Here is a 21,518-nt window from a genome sequence, read left to right on the forward strand (position 1 = left end):
TCACCGCACCTTGCGCACGTAGTCGTCGCTGCCGGGCGTCGACACCATGACGTCCCGGCGCACGATGCTCAGCCGGCCGCCGAAGCCCGCAAGTGCCTTGCGCAGCCCGGAATCCGAGTACTCGACGACCACCACCCGGTCGTCGAAGGCCTTCGCGTACTGCCCGCACTCGTCGTACTCCGCGCACTCCTCGGCCACCGCGAAGTCGAGCCCGGTCCGCTTCCTGAGCCCGGCCAGCTCCACGGTGTTCTTCTGCGCGATCGCCAGATGCCGGGCGTGCGCGTGCCGGGCCAGCAGGGTGATGAAGGCGGTCGCGTCGTTCGCGGTCAGCAGGTGCCGGGAGCGGGTGTAACTGTCGTAGTTGTCCGGCTCCACGGCGTCGAAACCCTTGGCGGCACAGCCGTCGATCCACCCGTTGATCCGCGCGGCCACACGCTTCCGCCTGGCCGGCGTGCGGATGTCGAGCAGCGCCTCGCCCCAGTCCTCGTCGACGACCACCCTGCCGCCCTTGTCCCGCAGCAGCAGGTCGGCGGGCCAGGAGGCGCGCTCGTCCGGCTGGGACTGGAAGGCGTTGACGTAGCAGATGTTGTAGAGCCCGGGCGCCGGGGACGCCGTACGGTCGCGGCTGACGATGCGGACGCCGGCCGGCGGGGGATAGGCACCGCCGATCTGGTAGTCGAAGCCGGCGTGGCGGGGCGGCAGCCGGAGGTCGGCGGCCGCTGTCGGCGACGGGGTTTCCGTCGTGCGGGACGGCTTCGCCGCTGGGGAGGGCCGCGCACTGCTGGACGGCTTCCGGACATCGGCCGTCGACCTCGACGGTTTCGACGGCCCCGAAGGCTTCGACGCACCGGACGACACGCCGGCGGGGGAACCGCACGCCGTCAACCCTGCGACGAGAAGAAAGCTCGCGCCGACGGCCGTCCCGAGACCTCCGACGCGGGAGACACCCTTGACGGGCATGTCCTGCTCCATCAATCGCGGGTACGACCCCGCCTCGGACCGGGTGTCCGGTCGGTCCTGGCGACTTTGGCCGGACTTGGAGCTCGTCCGCTACCGGCTGGGCGCACCTCTGAGTGCCCCGCAGCAGGCGGCGGCACGTGTCCAGGATCAAAGCGCCCGCCGCCGTCCGCCGTCAAGAGGGCGGCACGTGACTGCACACGAAGCCGTACGCTCCCCTTCGTACCCAACCCGAAGGCAGGAGCAGCAACGATGCAGTACGTGAAGCTCGGTTCGACGGGCCTGGACGTCTCGCGGATCTGTCTGGGCTGCATGACCTACGGCCTGCCCGACCGCGGCGTCCACGAGTGGACCCTCGACGAGGAGGCCTCGCGTCCGTTGATCCGGCAGGCACTGGACGCCGGAATCAACTTCTTCGACACGGCGAACGTCTACTCCGACGGCACCAGCGAGGAGATCGTCGGCAAGGCACTGCGCGACTTCGCGAACCGCGACGAGATCGTGCTCGCCACCAAAGTGCACGGCCGGATGCGGCCCGGACCCAACGGCGGCGGTCTGTCCCGCAAGGCGATCATGTCCGAGATCGACCACAGCCTCAGCCGCCTCGGCACGGACTACGTCGACCTGTACCAGATCCACCGCTTCGACAAGCACACCCCGGTCGAGGAGACGATGGAGGCCCTGCACGACCTGGTGAAGGCGGGCAAGGTGCGCTACATCGGGGCGAGTTCGATGTACGCCTGGCAGTTCTCGAAGATGCAGTACACCGCCGAGCGGCACGGCTGGACCAAGTTCGTGTCCATGCAGAACCACTACAACCTCCTCTACCGCGAGGAGGAGCGCGAGATGCTGCCGCTCTGCGCCGACCAGGGCGTCAGCGCCCTGCCCTGGAGCCCGCTGGCCCGCGGCCGGCTCACCCGCGACTGGGGCACCGTCACCGAGCGCAGCGCCAACGACAACTTCGGCAGCCGTCTCTACCCGGAGGGCGACCGCACCATCGTCGAGTCGGTCACCCGCATCGCGAACGACCGCGGTGTCCCGCGCGCGCAGGTGGCCCTGGCGTGGCTGCTGCGCCAGGAGACGGTGGCGGCCCCGATCGTCGGCGCCGCCAAGCCGCACCACATCGAGGACGCCGTGGCCGCGGTGGAACTGGAGCTGAGCGACAAGGAGATCGAGGAGCTGGAGCAGCCGTACGGCCCGCACCCGATCGTCGGTCACAGCTGACTAGTGGGGCCCGTGCGGGGCGAACTCGGTACCGCACGGGCCCGCGCCCTCGCTCTCCGCCAGCGGAACACGCTCACCGCTCATCGACAGCGTCCGGTAGTACGCTCCGATGCGCTCGGCCGACCGCCCGACGTAGTGCCCGATAAACGACCGCCGGAACCGATCGGCCGTGCGGTTGGGCTGAGACCCGTGCACCAGGCTGCCGTTGAAGAACAGGACGTCCCCCGGCGCCATGTCGACCGGCACGGCCGCGAGACCCGGCGGCGGCGCAACGTACTCCCGTGCGAACGACACCTCGACGTCCGCCTCCTCCGGACAGAACAGATCCATCCGGTGCGTACCGGGGACGACTTCGAGTCCGCCGTTGTCCCGGTCGATCACGTCGCAGGCCACCCACGCAGCCACACATGTGCCCGGCTCCACCCGCAAATAGAAGTTGTCCTGGTGCAACGCCTGCCCCCGCGCGCCCGGCGGCTTGAAGTAGAACATGCTCTGCGCGGCCAGGACCTCCTCGCCGAGCAGAGCCTCCAGAGCGGTGCGCAGACGGGCATCCAGCAGGACGCGCCGCGCCGGCTCGCTGATCTCGTGCGGATGCATCACCCGCGGATACCTCGCGAGCGGATCCGCGGACGACGCCCGCGGCGCGAAGTGCCCGGGGACCGGCCCCGCCGCCTGCAGTGCCGCGAACTCCGCGCACAGTCGGTCGATCTCGTCGTACCCGAACAACCCGCGCACGACCGTGAACCCGTCTTCCTGGAACTGCCGCAGTCCGTCCTGCGTCAGGATGGACCGGTCGGCGGCGCCGATGCCTGTGGCTGTCATCCGTTTCCTCCTCGGTGAGGTGTCATCCGTGCAACACGCTAGGTCGCTGCCCGCCTCAGGAGGATGCCCGTGAACGCTGACGGATTGCCCGAGACTGCTGCGCCGCCACCGGGGCTGGTCGTGATCGGCTACTACGACCAGGCCCAGGGATACGCGATCAACCGGCCGGGCGGAGCCGAGAGCTGGCTCTTCCTCTGGACGACCGGCGGTCGCGGCCGCGTGCGCCAGGGAGCGGCCGAGGTGCGCGCCGGTGCGGGGGATCTGATGGTGCTCGGGCCCGGCGTGCCACACCAGTACGCAGTCGAACCGGGCGCCCCCGCCTGGCAGTTCTGGTGGGTCCACTGCCAGGCACGGCCCGCGTGGGCGCCCTGGCTGCGCCCCTACGACCGTGGCGACGGACTGTACGCCGTCACCCCGACCCCGGCCGCGCTGCACGACCGCGTCGGATCGGCCTTCCGGCGCATGCTCGCCGACGCCCGCTGGACGGGAACCGAACCGCCGCCCGCGAGCGCGCCTGCGGAGCACGACCGGGTCGCCGTGGCCCACTCCAGCGCGGCCCGCGAACTCGCCCTCTCCTCGCTCGAAGAGGTCGTCCTGCTCACGGCCGCCACCGCACGGCCCCCGTCGCCCCCGCCCGGCGCCGACCCTCGAGTGCGCCGGGCCGAGGCGCTGATCGCCGCCGACCCGGGCGCTGCGCACACCGTCCGCTCGCTCGCCGAGAGCGTCTCCCTGTCGCCCTCCCGGTTCGCCCACCTCTTCACCCGGCAGCTGGGCCAGTCCCCGATGCGGGCGCTGCGCGAGGCCCGACTGCGGCATGCCGCCCGGCTCCTGGAGGGCACCGACCTGTCGGTGGACCGGGTGGCCGCGGCCTCCGGGTTCGCCAGCCCGTTCCACTTCAACCGGGCCTTCCGCGCCCGCTACGGGGTGCCGCCCGGCGCCTACCGGACAGCCGGCCCAATGGTTGCGGAGTGAACGAACCACCTCCGCTCGACCGGTCGGATGTGCGGTGGGAGCACCTTTCAATGGTTGGGAGGCGGGCGGCTCGCAGCCAGGTGAATCCCATTCCCAATTACGCTTCCGATACGACGGTCATCCCCAAGTCGCACGGATTGACGAATCGTCAAATCCGCAGGGTGCGCACCCAATGCACAAAACCGTGAGATCTCTTGTTCATGCTCGCTGACCTGTGCAAAGGTGTGCCCTGTCGGCGCACAGCGAATACATATTCGCGCTGTGCGCGCGAGGCGCTCCAGTTCCCCCTACGCTCCAAAAGGGCTTCCCCAGGCGGGTGTTGGAGCTGCCGAATCCCGTACGGGTGGGACCCGTCGCGTCGTCGGCGGATCCCCATACCCCTTGGTATGGACTTTATGTCGCATGCCCCGAGAGGAATGCAGCCGTGAAAGACGCCGGCCTGTCGAATTCCCCGACGCCCGACCGCCGGTTCGACGTGACGGACGAGCAGCTGAGCGCCGAGCTCAAGAAGTGGACGGGGACGACGCCCGCGCTGCAGCCCGTCGGAGAACTCCTCGACCGGCACTGGGAGGCGGCGTTCGCCTATGCCCGGTTGTGCACCGACGGCGCCCCCTCCGCGGGAATGCTCACGACCGCCGCATTCACGAGGCTTTTCGGCGAGACCCTCCGGCAGAACGGGCCGACCTCCGCCTGGCGGCCCCAACTGCTCGTCACCGTGCGCCGTATCGCCGCCGAGTGGGACAACGACCACAGGCGGGAACACCTCCACCCCGAACTGCGCACCGCGGCCGGGGGCGGGGACCGCCTCGCGGCCCGTCTGCTCCCGCCGGCCGAACGGCGGCTGCTGTCCGGGGCGTTCCAGCGGCTGCCCCAGTCGGCGCGCTGCCTGCTGTGGCACGTGGAGGTCGAGGCCGAACCGGTGGAGATACCGGGTGGGTTGCTGGGCCTGGACGCGGAGGACGCGCGCATCGAAGAGGGCCGTGCCCGCGAGCGGCTCCGCGAGGAGTGCCTCCAGGTCCACCGCGAACTCGCCCCCGAGCAGGAGTGCCGCCGCTATCTGCGCATGCTGGACGTGACCTACCGGCGCGGCGGGGCCGACGTCGACCCCGACCTCGCAGCCCACCTCGCCCGCTGCAAGCACTGCCGCCACACCGCCGACCAGCTGGCCCAGTTCAACCAGGGACTCGGCGTCGCGCTGGCCGAGGCGGTGCTCGGCTGGGGCGCACAGGCCTATGTGGACTCCCGGATGGTCCCCGCCGTCGGCCTCCCGGGCCCCCTGCCCGAGGAGGTCCTGCCCCCGTCGTTCGTGGGCGAGCCCTTCACCGCCCCGGGATCCGGTCCCGCCGTGGGCCTGCGCACGGGCTCCCGTACCGCCTCCCGCCGCTCGGCCCACAAGGCCGCCCGGCGTGCCGCCGCCCGCCGCCGCAACCTCGCCGCTGCCGTGCTGACGGTGAGCGGACTGATCACGCTCCCGCTGGTCCTGTGGTCCGTGCTCGGCTCCGGCGACGGCCCCACCCCGGCGCACGGCGGCCGGCCCTCGCAGACGCCCGACCCCGCCACGAGCACCCCGGGCAGCTCGTCCTGGGTCAGCGCCAGCGAGGCAGCCCAGGGCGATGTGCAGGGCCGGCTGCACAACCTCGACTCCGGGCTCTGCATCGCGATCGTCGGCAAGAAGGCCGTCAAGGGGGCCGAGACCGAACTCGCCAAGTGCTCCGCCGCGACCGGCCAGCAGTGGTCGTACGAGACCGACGGCCGGCTGCGCAGCGTCGAGGACCCCGACCTCTGCCTCGACTCCCACCTCGGCTACTCGGTGCAGCTCGCCCCCTGCGCGGGCGCGTCCAAGTCGGCCGCCAGGAACATCCGCTACGACTTCACCCTGCAGGGCACCCTGGTGCCGCGCTGGGACCAGGACCTGGCCCTCACCCCCGCCGCCACCGACGGATCGGGCGCACTCGTCGTCAAGACCCGGGACGACGGCGACGACGCCCAGCGCTGGGTGTTCGACACGTCGAAGGCGGACCTCCAGATGCAGGTGGTCAACTGGGACGCGGACAGCGCCCTCACCCAGTCGCCCACGCCGAAGCCCACCCCCAAGGCCAAGGCATCCAAGACGCCGACACCCACCCCGACGCCGTCCGCGACCCCGTCGACCGCGAAGCCGACGAGCTCGTTCCCCTCGAACGGCTACTGCTACTACAACCCGTACTACTGCGGATGGGGCGGATACGGCTCCGGCGGTGGCTACGGCGGCGGTTCCGGCTACGGCGGCTACCGCCACTGACCGGCACGCTCAGCCCACGACCTGCAGCGACAGCCACAGGGCCGCCACGGACGCGACCAGCGCGGCCGGGGTGGCGTACAGGCCGAGGCGGGTGAACTCCTTCAGGTCCACGTCATGTTCGTGGCGGTGCACGATGCGCCGCCACAGCAGCGTGGCGAGGGATCCCGCGTACGTCAGGTTCGGGCCGATGTTCACCCCGAGCAGCACCGCCAGCACGGCACCCGGCCCGCCCGCGGCGGTCAGCGGCAGCAGGACCAGTACCGCGGGCAGGTTGTTGATCAGGTTCGCCAGCAGTGCGGCGAGGGCGGCGACACCCAGCAGTGCGAGTAGTCCGGAGCCGTCGGGCAGCACGCGGTCGAGCGCGTCGGCGAGCCCGTTGTCGACCACCGCCCGGACCACGATGCCGAGCGCGAGCACGAACGCAAGGAAGGCCGGCGCCGAGGCCCGCAGCACCGACAGCGGGGTGGCCCTGCGCCGCACCAGCGCGCGGCCGGCCAGCACCAGCGCCCCGGCGGTGGCCACCCAGACCGGTTCGACGCCGACCGCGGAGGCCACGACGAACCCGGCCAGCGTGCACCCCACGGTGACCAGCGCGAACAAGGGCAGCTCAGGCGTCTCGCCGGGCTCGGGGGAGGCAGCCGAGGCGGACAGGTCGTCGGCGAAGAACCGCCGGAAGACCAGGTACTCGGCGCCGATCGCGACCAGCCACGGCAGCGCCATCAGCGCCGCGAACCGGGTGAAGCTCAGTCCGCTCGTCTCGAACGCCAGCAGGTTCGTGAGGTTGGAGACCGGCAGCAGCAGCGAGGCCGTGTTCGACAGATGGGCGCACGCGTACAGATGAGGTCTGGCCCGCACCCCGGCCCGGGCCGCGGTGGCGAACACCACCGGCGTCAGCAGCACGACGGTGGCATCCAGGCTGAGCACGGCCGTGATCGCCGAGGCCAGCACGAACACCGCGGTCAGCAGCCGCACCGGAGAGCCCGCCGCCCGCCGTGCCATCCACGCCCCGCAGGCCTGGAAGAGCCCCTCGACGTCGCAGAAGTGGGCCAGGACCAGTACCGCCGCGAGAAAGCCGACCACCGGCCCGAGCCGCTCGGCCTCGGCCCGCGCATGGTCCAGCGAGATGGCCCCGGTGGCGATTACCACGCCCGCCGCGGGGACCGCCAGCACGGCCTCGGGCAGCCCCTTGGGACGCAGGACGGCCCAGGCGAGGACGGCGACGAGCAGGACGACGGACAGGGTCTCGGCGAGCGGGGTGTTCAGGGGAGGGTCCTTCGCGGCGGATCAGGGCGGGAACGCTCAATCAAAACAGGTCCCGGTAAGAAACCCGCCGGGCCCCCGCCGCTCAGGCGCCGGTACCGGGGCTGAACACCATCAGATACACCGAGGACGCGTTCCCGGACACGGGCACCTGGCCGCCCGTCCACTTCACCGTGAGGTGGTCCCGTTCGTCCGGCGGGGTCACCAGCAGCGACGCGGGAGTGGCGGCGTGGGCGCCGCTGACCTCCGGGTTGGAGAACGTCAGCCCCGCCCAGGCGCTCCTGCCCGGCGCCAGCTTCACCGTCGTCGGCGCGCTGCCCGACTCGCGCTTCGGGTCCGGGCCCAGCTGCCTGCCCGACGCGTCGACGAACGCCGCCCCCGGGTAGCCGCGGACCGTGCAGGTGCGGGAGGAGGTGTTGGTCAGGACGATCGGGAAGTTCTCCTGCCCGGCTCCCGGGTTGTTGCGCCCGACGGTCGCGCGCAGTTCTGAGGTGTGACAGCGGCTCGAGGTGCCGGCAGGGGAGGACTGCGGGTTCGACGCGGTGGGCGTGGTCCCACCGGGCGCGCTGCTCGACGGGGAGACGGATGCGCTCGCCGAGTCGGTGGGACGGTCGCCGGTGGCGGGTGCCGCCGTACCGGGCAGGGTGCTCGGGGCGCTCGCCGCGCCGTCGCCGCCGCCGCAGGCCGTCAGCAGACCGAGCATCGCGACCGCGCTCGCGAGCAGGGCCGCCCGACGGCCGGAGGGGGACTTGTTCGCCATGTTCCTCAACACTCCCGGAGATTCCACGTACACGTCGTGGCGTGTGCGTACGGCGCTCTGTGCCCCGTCATACATGTCCGATGCGTGCCGGGACGGAAAAGTTCGCGCGCGACCCGAGTGTTCTGCGTCAGCTGCCGAGGCGTACGGCGGCGAGGACGCGGTCGGTCGCCGAGGCCCCGCCGCTCTGCCGGATCTGCACATACACCCGAGTCTGAGCGCCGCCGCGCGCCGGGGCCAGCGCGGCCTCCGTGACCGACCCACCGCGGCCCGGGCAGTCGCTCCAGGTGCGCACCCTGCCGTGCCAGCGTGTGCCGGTGTAGGCACGGGCGCCGTCGTATCGGCAGCCGGGGTGGCCGAGAGCGTTCACCGCGGCCGCGAGGTCGCCGTGCTCGCTCAGGCCCACGAACACGCCGTTGACGTCGGCCGTCAGGTCCTGCCACTTCGTCAGGCGGTCCGCGACCGCGAACCCCGGCTCGTGGTCGGACGGCAGCCCGAGTACGCCCGGATCCCACCCCGAGTCGCGCAGCTGACGGCCCCACGCCGCGGGAACCTCGGCCGACACCCGGCCGGTGGTGTCCGCGACCCGCACCTCGGCGGCCGGGAACTGCCGGTCCACCAGCGCCAGGGTCACGCCGACGGCGGCGACCGCGGCCACAAGTCCCGTCAGCACGAGGGGAGTTCGACGCTTGCGGGGCCGGTACCCGGGCGCGGCGAGCCGTTCCAGTTCCTCCGCGAAGGCCTGCGCGCCGGGCCAGCGGCGCCTGCGGTCCGGTTCCAGCGCCCGCATCAGGGCCCGCCGGACCGCCGGATCCAGACCCGGCCGCAGCCGGTCCGGCCGTACCACCTTGCCGGGCTCGCCCGGAACCGCGCCCGTCACCAGGTGGTAGCCGACCGCGCCCAGGCTGTACACATCGGCCCGCGCGTCGATGCCCGCACCGGGCTCGGCCTGCTCGGGCGGTCGATAGCCCGCCGACCCCGCGGCCTGCGTGAGGCCGGACGCCTGCGCCAGGCTCTTGGCCAGCCCCAGGTCGGCGAGCAGCACCCGCGCGGAGCCGCCAGGAGAGGAGCACAGCAGCACGTTGGACGGCTTGATGTCCCGGTGCACGATCCCCGCCTCGTGCAGCGCGGCCGCGCCGCGGGCGGCCAGCGCCGTCAGCCGCAGCGCCTCCGGAACGGGCAGCGGACCGCCGGAGAGCAGATCGGCGAGGGTGCCGCCGTCGGCGTACTCCATCACGAAGTACGGTCTGCCGTCCGGCAGCTCACCGAGGTCGTGGACCTGCACCACCCGGTCCGAACCGGCCCTGCGCAGCATCCGCGCCTCGGACAGGAACCGCTCGCGCACATCGAGCCGGTGCGACCAGTTGTCCGCGAGGACCTTCACGGCGACCGGCGCCTCGAGCTCGTCGTCGTGCGCCAGCCACACCGTGCCGAACGCGCCCGTGCCCAGGCGCCGTTCGAGGCGGTAGCGCCCGATCCGCTCGACGGAGTGCATACGACTATCATGCCTGGCCGTGGATCGATCCCGAGAAGAGCACCTGGTCACACCCACCGAGGAGCTCGCCCGCCTGGCCGCGGCGGGCGACCGCGCGGCGCTGGAGGAGCTGCTGACGGCGATCCGGCCCGAGGTCGTCCGGCGCTGCGGGCGGTTCCTACCCTGCCGCGAGGACGCGGAGGAGGCGGCTCAGGACGTCCTGCTCCAACTCGCCCGGAAGATCCATACCTTCGAGGGCCGCAGCCGCTTCAGCACCTGGCTCTACTCGGTGGTCGCCAACTGCTGCCGCCAGAAGTACCGCGAGCTCAAGCGCCGGGCCGCCGAACAGCCGGTCCCGATCGACGACGACCGGCACGTGGACCCGCGCACGACGAGCGTGATCGCCGGGTCCCGCATCGACCTGCTGGAGGCGCTGGAACGGCTGGAGCGCGAACACCCCCAGCTGGTCGAGCCGTTGGTGTACCGGGACATCTGCCATCTCGAGTACGCCGAGGCCGCCGAGCGGGTCGGGATTCCGCTGGGCACCTTCAAGTCGCGGCTGCACGAGGCACGCCGACAGGTCAGGCCCTGGCTCGCCGACAACACGCCGTGAGCCGTCACTCCTCGTCGAGCAGGCCGATCTCCGCCCAGATCGTCTTGCCGTCCGCCGTGTGCCGGCTGCCCCAGCGCTGCGTGAGCTGGGCGACCAGCAGCAGACCGCGGCCGCCCTCGTCCCAGGTCTTGGCGCGGCGCAGATGCGGCGCGGTGTGGCTGGTGTCGGACACCTCGCAGATCAGCGTGGCCGTGTCGTGGATCAGCCGCAGCCGGATGGGGTGGGCGCCGTAGCGGATCGCGTTGGTGACCAGCTCGCTCACCACCAGCTCGGCGGTGAACGTGGCTCCCGGCAGCTCCCAGGTGTCCAGCTGCTCGACGACCTGCTTGCGGATCGGCGCGACCAGCGCCGGGTCGGCGGGGATGTGCCAGGTCGCCACCTGGGAGGCGGGCAGACCGCGGGTGCGGGCCAGCAGCAGCGCCACGTCGTCCAGGGCACCGCCCGACGGCAGCAGCGTGTGCAGCACCCGGTCGCAGGTCTCGTCCAGCGAGTCGGAGTACGTCGCCAGCGCGTCGCACAGCATCTGGTGACTGGCGTCGACGTCCCGCTCGCGGGTCTCGATCAGGCCGTCCGTGTAGAACGACAGGACGCTGCCCTCACGCAGCTCCAGCTCGGCCGACTCGAACGGCAGCCCGCCCAGACCCAGCGGTGGCCCGGCCGGCAGCTCCACCTGCGCCGGCTCGCCCCCGGGCGGCACCACGACCGGCGGCGGATGCCCGGCCCGGGCCAGCGTGCAGCGCCGTGACACCGGGTCGTAGACCGCGTACAGACAGGTGGCGCCGACCTCGCCGGGGCTGCCGTCGTTGCCGGCCTCCGCGGACAGCCGTACGACCAGGTCGTCGAGGTGGGTGAGCAGCTCGTCGGGGGCCAGGTCGATGTCGGCGAGGGTGCGCACGGCGGTGCGCAGCCGGCCCATGGTGGCGGAGGCCTGGATGCCGTGGCCGACGACGTCCCCGACGACCATGGCCACCCGCATCCCGGACAGCGGGATCACGTCGAACCAGTCGCCGCCCACCCCGGCCCGGGCCGCCGGCAGATAGCGCGAGGCGGCGTCCACGGCGGCCGTGCGCGGCAGCGAGCGGGGCAGCAGGCTGCGCTGCAGGGCGAGGGCGGTCTCGCGCTCGCGGGAGAACCGGCGGGCGTTGTCGATGCACACGGCCGCCCGGGTGGTGATCTCCTCGGCCAGCAGGACGTCGTCCGTCGAGAAGGGGTCCGGCCGTCTGAACCGGGTGAGGACCGCGACACCGAGGGTCAGCCCGCGGGCCTGGATCGGCACGGACATCGTGGAGTGGATGCCGTAGGCCTTGACCCGCTCGGCGCGCGCCTTGTGCCAGCTGAGCCACTGGTCGAGCGCGCCCGAGGAGATGGAGGCGACGATCGTGCGGCCCGCCACCAGGGAGTCGGCCTGGGGCGAGCCGGCGGGGTAGTGCTCCTGCTGCCCGGGCTTGAGGACGGCCTCGGGCGTGCCGGGATTGACCGAGAGGTGCGCGGCGCGGCGCAGGCCGATCGGGGCGGTCAGCCGCAGCGGGGGCTCGCCGCCGTGCTCCTGGAGGTCCAGCAGGTCGATGCTGACCAGGTCGGCCATCGCGGGCACGAGGACGTCCGCGAGCTCCTGAGCGGTACGGGTGACGTCGAGCGTGGAGCCGATGCGCACACTCGCCTCGTTGACCAGCTGCAGCCGTTCCCGGGCGAGGTAGTTGTCGGTGAAGTCGTGCGCGGCCAGGCACACGCCCCGCACCCGTCCCTCGGCGTCCGTGACCGGCGCCATCCGGGCCAGCCAGGCGTGCGCGTTGTCCTCGCCGCCGGTGCGCATGTACGTCTGGACGTCCAGCGGGCGCCCCGAGGTGAGCACGTGCACCATGTGCGCCTCGAGCTCCTCGCTCTGCGGCTTGCCGCCGATCTCGGACAGGCGCAGCCCCCGCACGCGCTCCTCGGGCAGCCCGATCACCTCGGCCATGGCGTCGTTGACCCGTCTCAGCCGCAGGCGCTCGTCGTACACGGCGACCGCGCAGGGCGACTGGGTGAGCACCGCCGTGGCCAGCGGATCGTCGGGGGAGTGCGGCCCGGCGCCGTCCAGCGGAGTGACGAGAAGCCACCGGCCGGGAGCGTCGTCGCGCGGCGGCCGGTGGTGGGCGAGCAGCCAGACGGACACTTCGTGGCCGTCCCGGTGACGCAGCGCGACGGTGCCGTCCCAGCGGGGCCCGGCGGGCGCGAGGACGTCGCCGTCGACCAGCAGATTCCGGCCGGGGCGGCCGACGACCTCCAGCACCGGCCAGCCCAGCAGCAGCTCCGCACCGGCGTTCCACTCGAGAAGTGTGCCGGATTCGTCGATGACAGCCCGCGCCGTCGCGGCATCGTCGAACGGATACTCCGGGCTCATCGTCGCCACTCCATCGCGAACACTCACAGTGAACCGCCGGGTCACATGAGTTCCAGCCTAGACCGTCGGCGTCCTGCACGGACGCGAACCCCCGGGGGCGCGCAGGGGCACGGTCAAGGTGGATTTCCGGCCGTTGTGACCCGTGGGGCAGAAGAGCACTCCCGCGCCCTTGACTGCCCCAAGTGGCAGCGCGTCAGAATCTGTTTGTTAACGATCAGTTGTGAGTACTTCTGGGCCCTGATGAGGGGGAGCCGCCATGACAGTGACTCGAAGATCGGTTCTGATCGCCTCCGCCGCCGCGCCCGCGGCCGGAGCACTTGTGGGGACGCCGGTGGCACGGGCCGCCGAGGCCGTCGCGGGCGGGTCCGGCCGCCGCGGCGTCGCCCTGCGGGACGGCTGGCGTTTCGCGCTGGTCAACCCGGGCGGGATCACCGACCCGACCGGCGCGTACGCGAACGCCCCCGACCCGGGCTACGACGACTCGGCCTGGCGCGAGGTGGCGGTACCGCACGACTGGAGCATCGAGCAGACCCCCACCACCGAGCACGGCACCACCAGCGGCACCGGATTCTTCCCCGGCGGCCTCGGCTGGTACCGCCTCGCCTTCACCCTGCCGTCGGCATTGGCCGGCAAGCGGATCTCGGTGGAGTTCGACGGCGTCTACATGGATTCGTACGTCTACTGCAACGGCACCCAGGTCGGCCGGCACCCCTACGGCTACACCGGGTTCGCCTTCGACCTGACCGACCTGCTGCACACGGACGGCACCACCGAGAACGTGATCGCGGTCAAGGTGCAGAACCAACTGCCCAGCAGCCGCTGGTACTCGGGCAGCGGCATCTACCGCGAGGCCCGCCTCGTCGTCACCGAGCCGGTGCACGTGGAGCGCTGGGGCACGCACGTCACCACGCCGGACATCACCGGCGAGCGGGCCGTCGTACGGGCACGGACCTCGGTGGTGAACGAGTCCGGCGCCGCGAGCCAGGTCGAGGTCCGCTCGACGGTCAAGGACCCCGACGGGCGTACGGTGGCCCGCGCGGCCACCACGGTCGCGGTCACCGACAAGACGGCCGAGACCCATGAACTCGCCGTTCCCAGGCCCAGGTTATGGGACTTCGCGACCCCGGAGCACCGCTACACGCTGGAGACCGAACTGCGGGTCGGCGGCAAGAGCGTCGACACCTACCGCACCACCTTCGGCATCCGCACCTACCGCTTCGACCCGGACGAGGCCTTCTCCCTCAACGGCACCCACAGCAAGATCAAGGGCGTCGACCTGCACCACGACCAGGGCGCCCTCGGCGCCGCGATCAGCATCGACGCCGTGCGCCGGCAGCTGACCATCATGAAGTCGATGGGCGTCAACGCCTTCCGCACCTCCCACAACCCGCCCTCGCCGCAGATCATCCAGGTCTGCGACGAGCTGGGCATCGTGATGATGGTGGAGGCCTTCGACTGCTGGAAGACCGGCAAGACGAGGTACGACTACGGCCGCTTCTTCGACGAGTGGTGCGAGAAGGACGCCACCGAGATGGTGCTCGCGGCCCGCAACTCGCCCGCCGTGGTGCTGTGGTCCATAGGCAACGAGATCCCCGACTCCACCTCCACCGCCGGTCTCGCCATGGCCGACCGCATCATCGCCGCGATCAAGGCCGCCGACGACACCCGTCCGCTCGTCATCGGTTCCGACAAGTACCGCAACCCGCCCGCCAAGGGCTCGGCGTCCGACCTGATGCTCGCCAAGCTGGACGGCCTCGGCCTGAACTACAACACCGCCAGGTCGGTGGACGCCCTGCACGCGGCCTATCCGCACCTGTTCCTCTTCGAGTCCGAGTCCTCCTCGGAGACCTCGACACGCTCCACCTACCAGGAGCCCGAGCACCTCAACACCGGCGAGAACCACACACCGGGCCGACGGGCCACCTCGTCGTACGACAACAACCTGGCCTCCTGGACGATGAGCGGCGAGTACGGCCACAAGAAGGACCGGGACCGCAAGTGGTTCGCGGGGCAGTTCCTCTGGTCGGGCATCGACTACATCGGGGAGCCCACCCCGTACAACGTCTTCCCGGTGAAGGCCTCCTTCTTCGGCGCGGTCGACACGGCCGGGTTCCCCAAGGACATGTACCACCTCTTCCGCAGCCAGTGGGTCGGCGAGCCCATGGTCCATCTGCTGCCCATGAGCTGGAACCACGAGGAGGGCGACACGGTCGAGGTGTGGGCGTACGCCAACGTCGGCACCGTCGAGCTCTTCCTCAACGGAAAGTCCCTCGGCACGGGGACGTTCGACACGAAGAAGACCACGGACGGCCGTACGTACCTGGAGACCACGGAGGCGACCGGCGACGACAAGACCTTCACCACCGGCCCCTACCCCGGCAGTTACACCAGCCCGAACGGCAGCGCGGGCAAGCTCCACCTGACCTGGAAAGTGCCGTACGAGCCGGGCGAGTTGAAGGCGGTGGCCAGGAGCGACGGAAAGGTGGTCGCCACCGATGTGCTGCGCACGGCGGGTGAGCCGCATGCCGTACGGCTCACGGCCGACCGCAAGTCGCTCGCCGCGGACGGGCGTTCGCTGGTGTTCGTGACCGCCGACGTCGTCGACGCCCACGGGGTGGTGTGCCCCGACGCCGAGGACCTGATCACCTTCGACGTCAAGGGCGGCTCCCTCGCCGGGCTCGACAACGGCCGCGAGGAGAGCGCCGAGCGCTACCAGGCCAGTACGCGCACCGCCTTCCACGGCAAGGCCCTCGCCATCGTGCGCTCCGGCACCAAGGCGGGCACCTTGAAGGTGACCGCACGGGCGGAGGGCCTGCGGGCGGGCACGGCGACTGTGCGTACGACACACGCCCGGTCGGCGGCGACCACTCCGGCGGCGGCCTTCGAGCCCGACCATCCGGCGGCCCGCAACTACCCGTACGCGGACGCCAGTTACTCCGGACGTCCGGACACCCTCCCGGCCGCGATGCTCGACGGCGACGCGGCCACCGGCTGGTCCAACGCCTTCGCCAAGTCGGCCACGGCCCTGCTGCCCGCCTTCAACGGCGCCCGGCCGTCGGACTGGGTCTCCGTGGACTTCGGGCGGGCCCGGAGCCTCGACCGGGTGGAGGTCTCCTTCACCGTGGACGCGACGCACAGCCTGCCCGCGTCGGTCGCGGCGGCGGTGTGGGACGGCCACCGGTATGTGCCGGTCACCGGAGCCGCGGTCGACTGGGCCACCGCCTCGGACACGCCGACGGTCGTCACCTTCGACGCCGTGCGCGGCTCCCGGCTCCGGCTCACCCTGACCAGCGCCCACCCGGGCCAGGCGGTCGGGGCGGTGCGGATCAGCCGACTGGAGGCACCGGCCGGCTGACGGACGCGGACCTGAGGGGCTCGGGCCGGGGGGCGACCGGTTCGAGCCCCAAGTCCGGTTCGACTCCTCGTACCGGCGACTTGCCCATGGCTTGACGATCCGTTCCATGAGTGTTCAATCCGCCGTCTGTGTATGGGATGTGTGTCCTCCCTAGGGTCCCTTGGGGTTTACGGGAAGAAGGGGCTTCATGGACGCACTCCACGCAGTCCGCGCCCGCGGGATCGCCAAGTACTTCGGCGACGTCGTCGCCCTCGACGGCGTCGACCTGGATGTGACGCAAGGTCAGATCCATGGCTTGGTCGGACCGAACGGCGCCGGCAAGACGACACTGCTCGGTCTCCTGCTCGGCCTGGCCGTCGCCGACGGCGGCCGGCTCGAGATCCTGGGGACGCCGGTCGAGCGGGCGCTCGCGGTTCCCGACGGTGTCGCCGGCTTCGTGGACGGACCCGGGCTCTACCCCTCCCTCACCGCCCGCCAGAACCTGGCCGCGCTGGCCCAACTCCGCGGCCACGACGCACGCACGGCGGGCATCGACGAGGTGCTCGACCAGGTCGGGCTCACCGATATCGCCGACGACAGGGCCCGCGGCTTCTCGCTCGGCATGCGTCAGCGGCTCGGGCTCGCCGCCGCCCTGCTCGTCCGACCCCGGCTGCTCGTGCTCGACGAACCCTCCAACGGCCTCGACCCGGCCGGCAAAAGACATGTGCACGGTGTCCTCACCCGGCTCGCCGCGGACGGAACGAGCGTCGTGGTCTCGAGCCACCGTATGGACGACGTCGAGGCGCTGTGCTCCGAGGTCACCATCCTCGCCACCGGACGGGTCGTCTTCTCCGGCCCGCTGAACAAACTGGCCGCCGAGAACAGCGAACTCGACTACCGGGTACGCACCTCCGACCCGCGGGCCGCGCACCGGCTGGCCGCCGACACGGCCGGGATCCGGGTCCTCGACGGCGCCGGGGTACGGCCGGACGCCGAGGTGCTCGTCGTGCGCGCGCTGGTGCCCGCCCTCGACGAACTGGTGGCCGGACTCGTGAAGTCGGGCGTCGCGGTACGCGAACTCGCCCCGGTGGTGTCGCCGCTGGAGGCCGCGTTCCTCGCCCTCACCGAGCAGCAGGAGGCCGGCCGATGACCGCGACCAATGCGGGGCAGCAGGAGGCCGAGCCGCTGACCGCGCTCGTCGCCGACGACAGCGTTGCCATCGCCCGCCGGGCCCCTCTGGCGCGCGGCTACCGCTTCGAACTGGTCAAGCTCGTCTCCCAGTGGCGCGTCCGCCTGCTGGTCCTCGCCTGCTGGATCGCGCCCGCGCTCTTCGTCGCCGGGGTGAGCCGACAGAGCACACTCCCGAGCGACACGCTCTTCGGCCGCTGGATGCACGCCACCGGCTGGGCCGGGCCGCTGGTGATGCTCGGCTTCGCGGGCACCTGGGCGCTGCCGCTGCTGACCTCGCTGGTCGCCGGCGACGTGTTCGCCGCCGAGGACCGGCTCGGCACCTGGCGGCACCTGCTGGTGGCAGTCCGGTCGCCGAGGCGGATCTTCGTGGCGAAGTCACTGGCCAGCCTCACCGTCATCCTGCTGCTGGTGGCCGGACTGGCCTGTTCCAGCGCGGCCGGCGGGCTCGTGTCGGTCGGCAACCAGCCGCTGGTCGGCCTCGACGGCCACCTCCTGGCGCCCGGTGACGCCGCCGGCCGGGTCCTGCTCGCCTGGGTCTGCGCCCTCGCCCCGACCCTGGCCCTCGCCGCGATCGGACTGCTCGGCTCCGTCGCGCTGGGCCGGTCCCCGATGGGTCTGCTGCTGCCCCCGCTCGTCGCGCTCGGCATGCAGGTCGCCCAGATGCTGCCGCTGCCCGTCGCCGTACGACTCGCCCTGCCCGGCTACGCCTTCATCGCCTGGAACGGCCTGTTCACCACCCCCACGCAACTCGGCCCGCTCCTCATCGGCATCGCGGTCAGCCTCGTGTGGGCGGTGCTCGCGACCGCGCTGGCCTATTTCCTGTTCGTACGGCGGGACTTCACCAACCCGGCCTACGACGGCTCCGGGCGCCGCGCGGTCACCGTCGGCCTGATCCCGCTCGCCGCACTGACCGCGCTCACGGTCGCGGTGATCGCCGTGGCGACCCCGGCCATGGGCTCCGGCATCAAGCAGGACAAGGTCCAGCACTCCCTCGCCACGGCCTTCGCCCACCTCTACCGCCTGCAGACCGAGCAACTCCACCGCCCCGCCGTGACCGAGGCACAGCTGCGGGCCACGGCGGCGTGCACCAAGAGCGACGGCCAGGGCGCCCAGCAGGGTGCGGGCAACGACTGGCGGTGCGTCGTCACCTGGCATCTCCCGAGCAGTGCGGTGGCGGGACAGGCCATCTATCAGCTCGACGTCGGCTCGGACGGGCGGTTCGTGGCCGATGGCGACGGACCGAAGGAAGTCAACGGTTACTTCCTGGTCCGGACTTCGACCGGGGACGCCCCGAACCCCCTTTGGCAGTTCGACGGCAACGTCGAGCTGCTCGACACCACCTCGAAGGGATAAGTCCATGCAGGTGACACGGCAGCGCCGGGTGAACGAGAAGGAGCAGGTCAACCTCTTCGGCAGACGCGTCGGCCGTCGCGCTCTGCTGGTCACGGCGGGCATCGCGGTCGCCCTCGGTGTGACGGGCACCGCGGTCGCCTCGACGTGGCAGTTCGGCACCCAGCAGGTCGCCCAGGAGACCTCCAACGGCCAGGTCATCTCCAGCGACCAGTACATCAAGCCGTACGGCAGCCGCAGCGTCATCAACGACGGCAAGATCATGTCGTCGACGGTCAGCCCGGACGGCAGCCACCTCGCGGCCTCGGTCGCCGACGGCGACGCGTCGCTGGTGATCATGGACCTCGCGACCGGGCAGGTGAAGCAGAAGGTCGGCACCAACGCTGCCGACGACCTGCGGATCAAGACCGGTTCCGTCGGCCAGGAGGGCCCGACCTACTCGCCCGACGGCTCCCAGTTGTGGCTCGGCCAGACCGACGGCTACACCAAGTTCACCGTGGGCGCGGACGGCACCCTCTCCAACCCGGTGGCCGTCCCGATCCCGGCCGACGGCACCAAGCACGCGCTCGTGGGTGCTGCGGTGTTCTCGGCCGACGGCTCCACCGTGTACTCCGCGGTCAACGGGCAGAACCGGGTGGTCGCCCTCGACGCGGCGACCGGAACCGTCAAGCAGAGCTGGACAGTTGGCACCGCCCCTCGCGGCATCGCCCTGGTCGGCGACAAGCTCTACGTCAGCAACGAGGGCGGGCGCCCGGCCAAGGCCGGCGACACCACCATGAACTCCTACGGCACCGACGTCCCGGCCAACCCGGACACCGGCGCCGCCACCAGCGGCACGGTCAGCGTCATCGACACGGCGGACCCGTCCGCCGCCGTCGGCAGCATCGACGTAGGTCTGCACCCGACCGCGGTGTACGCCAAGAAGGGCGCGGTGTTCGTCACCAACACCGCCGACAACAGCGTCTCGGTCATCAACACGGCCAAGGACAAGGTCGTACAGACCATCGCCACCCAGCCGTGGCCCGAGGCCTCCGTCGGCTACGAGCCCAACGCCGTGACGCTCACCGACGACAACCGTCTGCTGGTGACCCTCGGCCGCGCCAACGCGGTCGCCGTCTACCGCTACACCTCCCCGCAGCAGCCGGCCCGCTACATCGGCCTGCTCCCCACGGACTACTTTCCCTCGGGCATCGCCACCGTCGGTAAGAACGTCGTCGTCTCCAACACCCGCGGCATCGACGCCCGCCGCCCCACCACCGCCGGCGGCCACAACACCCACGACACGACCTCGAGCCTGACGCAGTTCACGCTGCCGGACGACAGTGTCGTCAGGTCCCAGACGGCCAAGGTCTTCAAGCAGAACGGCTGGACGCCCGGCTCGGTCACGACGGCCAAGGGCAACAGTCACGCGAAGGCGCTGCCGGTCCCGGTGCGGCTCGGCGACCCCTCGACGATCAAGCACGTCTTCCTGCTCGTCAAGGAGAACCGGACCTACGACCAGGTCTTCGGCGACATGCCGCAGGGCGACGGCGACTCGTCGGTCACGACCTTCGGCGAGAACGTGACGCCCAACCAGCACGCGCTGGCCGAGCAGTTCGGGCTCTACGACAACTTCTACGACGTCGGCACCAACTCCGCCGAGGGCCACAACTGGCTGATGCAGTCGGACAATCCGGAGTACACCGAGTCCTCGGCCGGTGAGTACCAGCGCAGTTACGACACCGAGAACGACGTGCTGGGCCACCAGAAGACCGGCTTCATCTGGACCGGAGCGCAGGCGGCCGGCAAGTCCGTCAAGGACTTCGGCGAGTTCCAGTCCTTCGAGAGCAAGCCGGCCGGCGCGACCTGGCAGAACCTGTACTGCGACAGCAAGAACATGGCCGCGACCGGCGCGCAGACCCAGTACCCCATCCAGACCGGCTCGGCGATCCCGTCCCTCAACAAGGTGTCGGTGCAGGGCTTCCCGATGTTCGACCTCGATGTGCCGGACATCTACAAGGAACAGATCTGGCAGCAGGACTTCGAGAAGAACGGCCCGGCGAACCTGAACATGTTCTGGTTCTCCAACGACCACACCGGCGGCCCGGCGAACGCGGCCGCCGAGGTCGCCGACAACGACCTCGCGGTCGGCCGGATGGTCGACGAGATCTCGCACAGCAAGTACTGGAAGGACTCGGCGATCTTCGTCGTCGAGGACGACTCCCAGAACGGCCTCGACCATGTCGACGGCCACCGCGCCCCGGTCCAGATCATCAGCCCGTACGCCAGGCACGACACCGTCGACAACCACTACTACTCGCAGATCACGATGGTCCGCACCATCGAGCAGATCCTCGGGGTCCACCCGATGAACCAGCTCGACAGCGCGGCCACCCCCATGTACGGCGCGTTCTCCCTGAAGCCGGACGAGACGCCGTTCACGGCGCAGCCCAACCGCACCTCGCTGACGCTCGGTGTGAGCCCGCAGCCCTCCTGCGGCTCGGACACCCCGGCGCCGCAGGACAAGAAGGCCGCGGCCGCGCCGACGTCCACCGCGGTCCCGGAGGCCCAGCAGAACCTCGCGGCAGAGTGGAAGACCTGGGCCTCGCACCAGCGGCTGACCGGCCCGCACGCGGTGCCCGACTACGCCAACCCCGAGCAGATGAACCGCTACACCTGGTACCAGACGCACAACTTCAGCAAGCCGTACCCCGGGGACAAGAAGGTGTACGCGCCCAAGGACGTGCCGGGCGCCTACATCCCGTCGCCGGACTCCGACGGCTGACCTGACCTGATTCCACCAACGGGTCCCTGGCCGGTGCCACCACCGGCCGGGGACCCCTTTTGTTCCACCCGACCCCGGCCGCGCCGTCTACCCACTGTTCCTGTCCGAACCGTTGACGGACTGTCATGGCGCGAACAAG

General features: G+C 71.3%; 14 protein-coding genes. 8 read left to right on the forward strand and 6 right to left on the reverse strand.

Features of this window, described 5'->3' with window-relative positions:
• Nucleotides 1-960 carry an endo alpha-1,4 polygalactosaminidase gene (locus ACFY1L_RS31320; protein ID WP_388831528.1) on the reverse strand — a complete coding sequence of 320 codons (960 nt, stop codon included), beginning with the start codon at nucleotides 958-960 and terminating at the stop codon, nucleotides 1-3.
• 249 nt (nucleotides 961-1,209) lie between these two features.
• On the opposite strand from ACFY1L_RS31320, the gene ACFY1L_RS31325 reads away from it, so the two are divergent.
• The gene (locus ACFY1L_RS31325; RefSeq protein ID WP_388831530.1) at nucleotides 1,210-2,181 is read left to right on the forward strand and encodes an aldo/keto reductase; all 972 of its coding nucleotides are present in this window, start codon (nucleotides 1,210-1,212) and stop codon (nucleotides 2,179-2,181) included.
• Here the strand turns inward: ACFY1L_RS31325 and ACFY1L_RS31330 are convergent, their stop codons facing one another.
• Entirely contained in the window at nucleotides 2,182-3,003 is an 822-nt protein-coding gene (locus ACFY1L_RS31330) for a phytanoyl-CoA dioxygenase family protein (RefSeq protein ID WP_388831532.1), read from the reverse strand.
• Nucleotides 3,004-3,066: 63 nt separating this feature from the next.
• On the opposite strand from ACFY1L_RS31330, the gene ACFY1L_RS31335 reads away from it, so the two are divergent.
• A complete protein-coding gene (locus ACFY1L_RS31335) occupies nucleotides 3,067-3,975 on the forward strand; it encodes a helix-turn-helix domain-containing protein (protein WP_388831534.1) in 909 nt (302 codons plus the stop codon).
• A gap of 424 nt (nucleotides 3,976-4,399) precedes the next feature.
• Nucleotides 4,400-6,256 (forward strand): ricin-type beta-trefoil lectin domain protein, encoded by a 1,857-nt coding sequence (locus tag ACFY1L_RS31340; protein ID WP_388831536.1) that lies wholly within the window; start codon nucleotides 4,400-4,402, stop codon nucleotides 6,254-6,256.
• Nucleotides 6,257-6,265: 9 nt separating this feature from the next.
• On the opposite strand, the gene ACFY1L_RS31345 is transcribed toward ACFY1L_RS31340, so the two are convergent.
• The 3 genes from ACFY1L_RS31345 to ACFY1L_RS31355 form a co-directional block, all read right to left on the reverse strand.
• Nucleotides 6,266-7,519: an SLC13 family permease gene (locus ACFY1L_RS31345; protein WP_388831884.1), complete on the reverse strand. Its 1,254-nt coding sequence runs from the start codon at nucleotides 7,517-7,519 to the stop codon at nucleotides 6,266-6,268.
• Nucleotides 7,520-7,601: 82 nt separating this feature from the next.
• Nucleotides 7,602-8,276, reverse strand: a complete 675-nt coding sequence (locus tag ACFY1L_RS31350) for a DUF4232 domain-containing protein (protein ID WP_388831538.1) — start codon at nucleotides 8,274-8,276, stop codon at nucleotides 7,602-7,604.
• A gap of 127 nt (nucleotides 8,277-8,403) precedes the next feature.
• Nucleotides 8,404-9,768, reverse strand: a complete 1,365-nt coding sequence (locus tag ACFY1L_RS31355; protein WP_388831540.1) for a serine/threonine-protein kinase — start codon at nucleotides 9,766-9,768, stop codon at nucleotides 8,404-8,406.
• 19 nt (nucleotides 9,769-9,787) lie between these two features.
• Between ACFY1L_RS31355 and ACFY1L_RS31360 the strand changes: the two genes are divergently transcribed.
• Nucleotides 9,788-10,360 carry an RNA polymerase sigma factor gene (locus tag ACFY1L_RS31360; protein ID WP_388831542.1) on the forward strand — a complete coding sequence of 191 codons (573 nt, stop codon included), beginning with the start codon at nucleotides 9,788-9,790 and terminating at the stop codon, nucleotides 10,358-10,360.
• Between the two features lie 4 nt (nucleotides 10,361-10,364).
• On the opposite strand, the gene ACFY1L_RS31365 is transcribed toward ACFY1L_RS31360, so the two are convergent.
• Complete coding sequence (locus ACFY1L_RS31365; protein WP_388831544.1) at nucleotides 10,365-12,740, reverse strand: SpoIIE family protein phosphatase; 2,376 nt, start codon at nucleotides 12,738-12,740, stop codon at nucleotides 10,365-10,367.
• Nucleotides 12,741-12,996: 256 nt separating this feature from the next.
• Between ACFY1L_RS31365 and ACFY1L_RS31370 the strand changes: the two genes are divergently transcribed.
• The 4 genes from ACFY1L_RS31370 to ACFY1L_RS31385 all read left to right on the forward strand — a co-directional run bounded on the left by ACFY1L_RS31370 (nucleotide 12,997) and on the right by ACFY1L_RS31385 (nucleotide 21,379).
• The gene (locus ACFY1L_RS31370; protein WP_388831546.1) at nucleotides 12,997-16,095 is read left to right on the forward strand and encodes a glycoside hydrolase family 2 TIM barrel-domain containing protein; all 3,099 of its coding nucleotides are present in this window, start codon (nucleotides 12,997-12,999) and stop codon (nucleotides 16,093-16,095) included.
• Nucleotides 16,096-16,282: 187 nt separating this feature from the next.
• Nucleotides 16,283-17,224 (forward strand): ABC transporter ATP-binding protein, encoded by a 942-nt coding sequence (locus ACFY1L_RS31375; protein WP_388831548.1) that lies wholly within the window; start codon nucleotides 16,283-16,285, stop codon nucleotides 17,222-17,224.
• Nucleotides 17,221-18,618 carry an ABC transporter permease gene (locus ACFY1L_RS31380; RefSeq protein ID WP_388831550.1) on the forward strand — a complete coding sequence of 466 codons (1,398 nt, stop codon included), beginning with the start codon at nucleotides 17,221-17,223 and terminating at the stop codon, nucleotides 18,616-18,618. The genes ACFY1L_RS31375 and ACFY1L_RS31380 overlap by 4 nt, the downstream gene beginning before the upstream one ends.
• 4 nt (nucleotides 18,619-18,622) lie before the next feature.
• Nucleotides 18,623-21,379, forward strand: coding sequence for a phosphoesterase (locus tag ACFY1L_RS31385; RefSeq protein WP_388831552.1), 2,757 nt, complete (start codon nucleotides 18,623-18,625; stop codon nucleotides 21,377-21,379).
• The last annotated feature ends 139 nt before the right edge of the window (nucleotides 21,380-21,518 follow it).

It is taken from the genome of Streptomyces sp. NPDC001663, from assembly GCF_042893105.1.
In the GTDB taxonomy this organism is placed as follows: Bacteria; Actinomycetota; Actinomycetes; order Streptomycetales; family Streptomycetaceae; genus Streptomyces.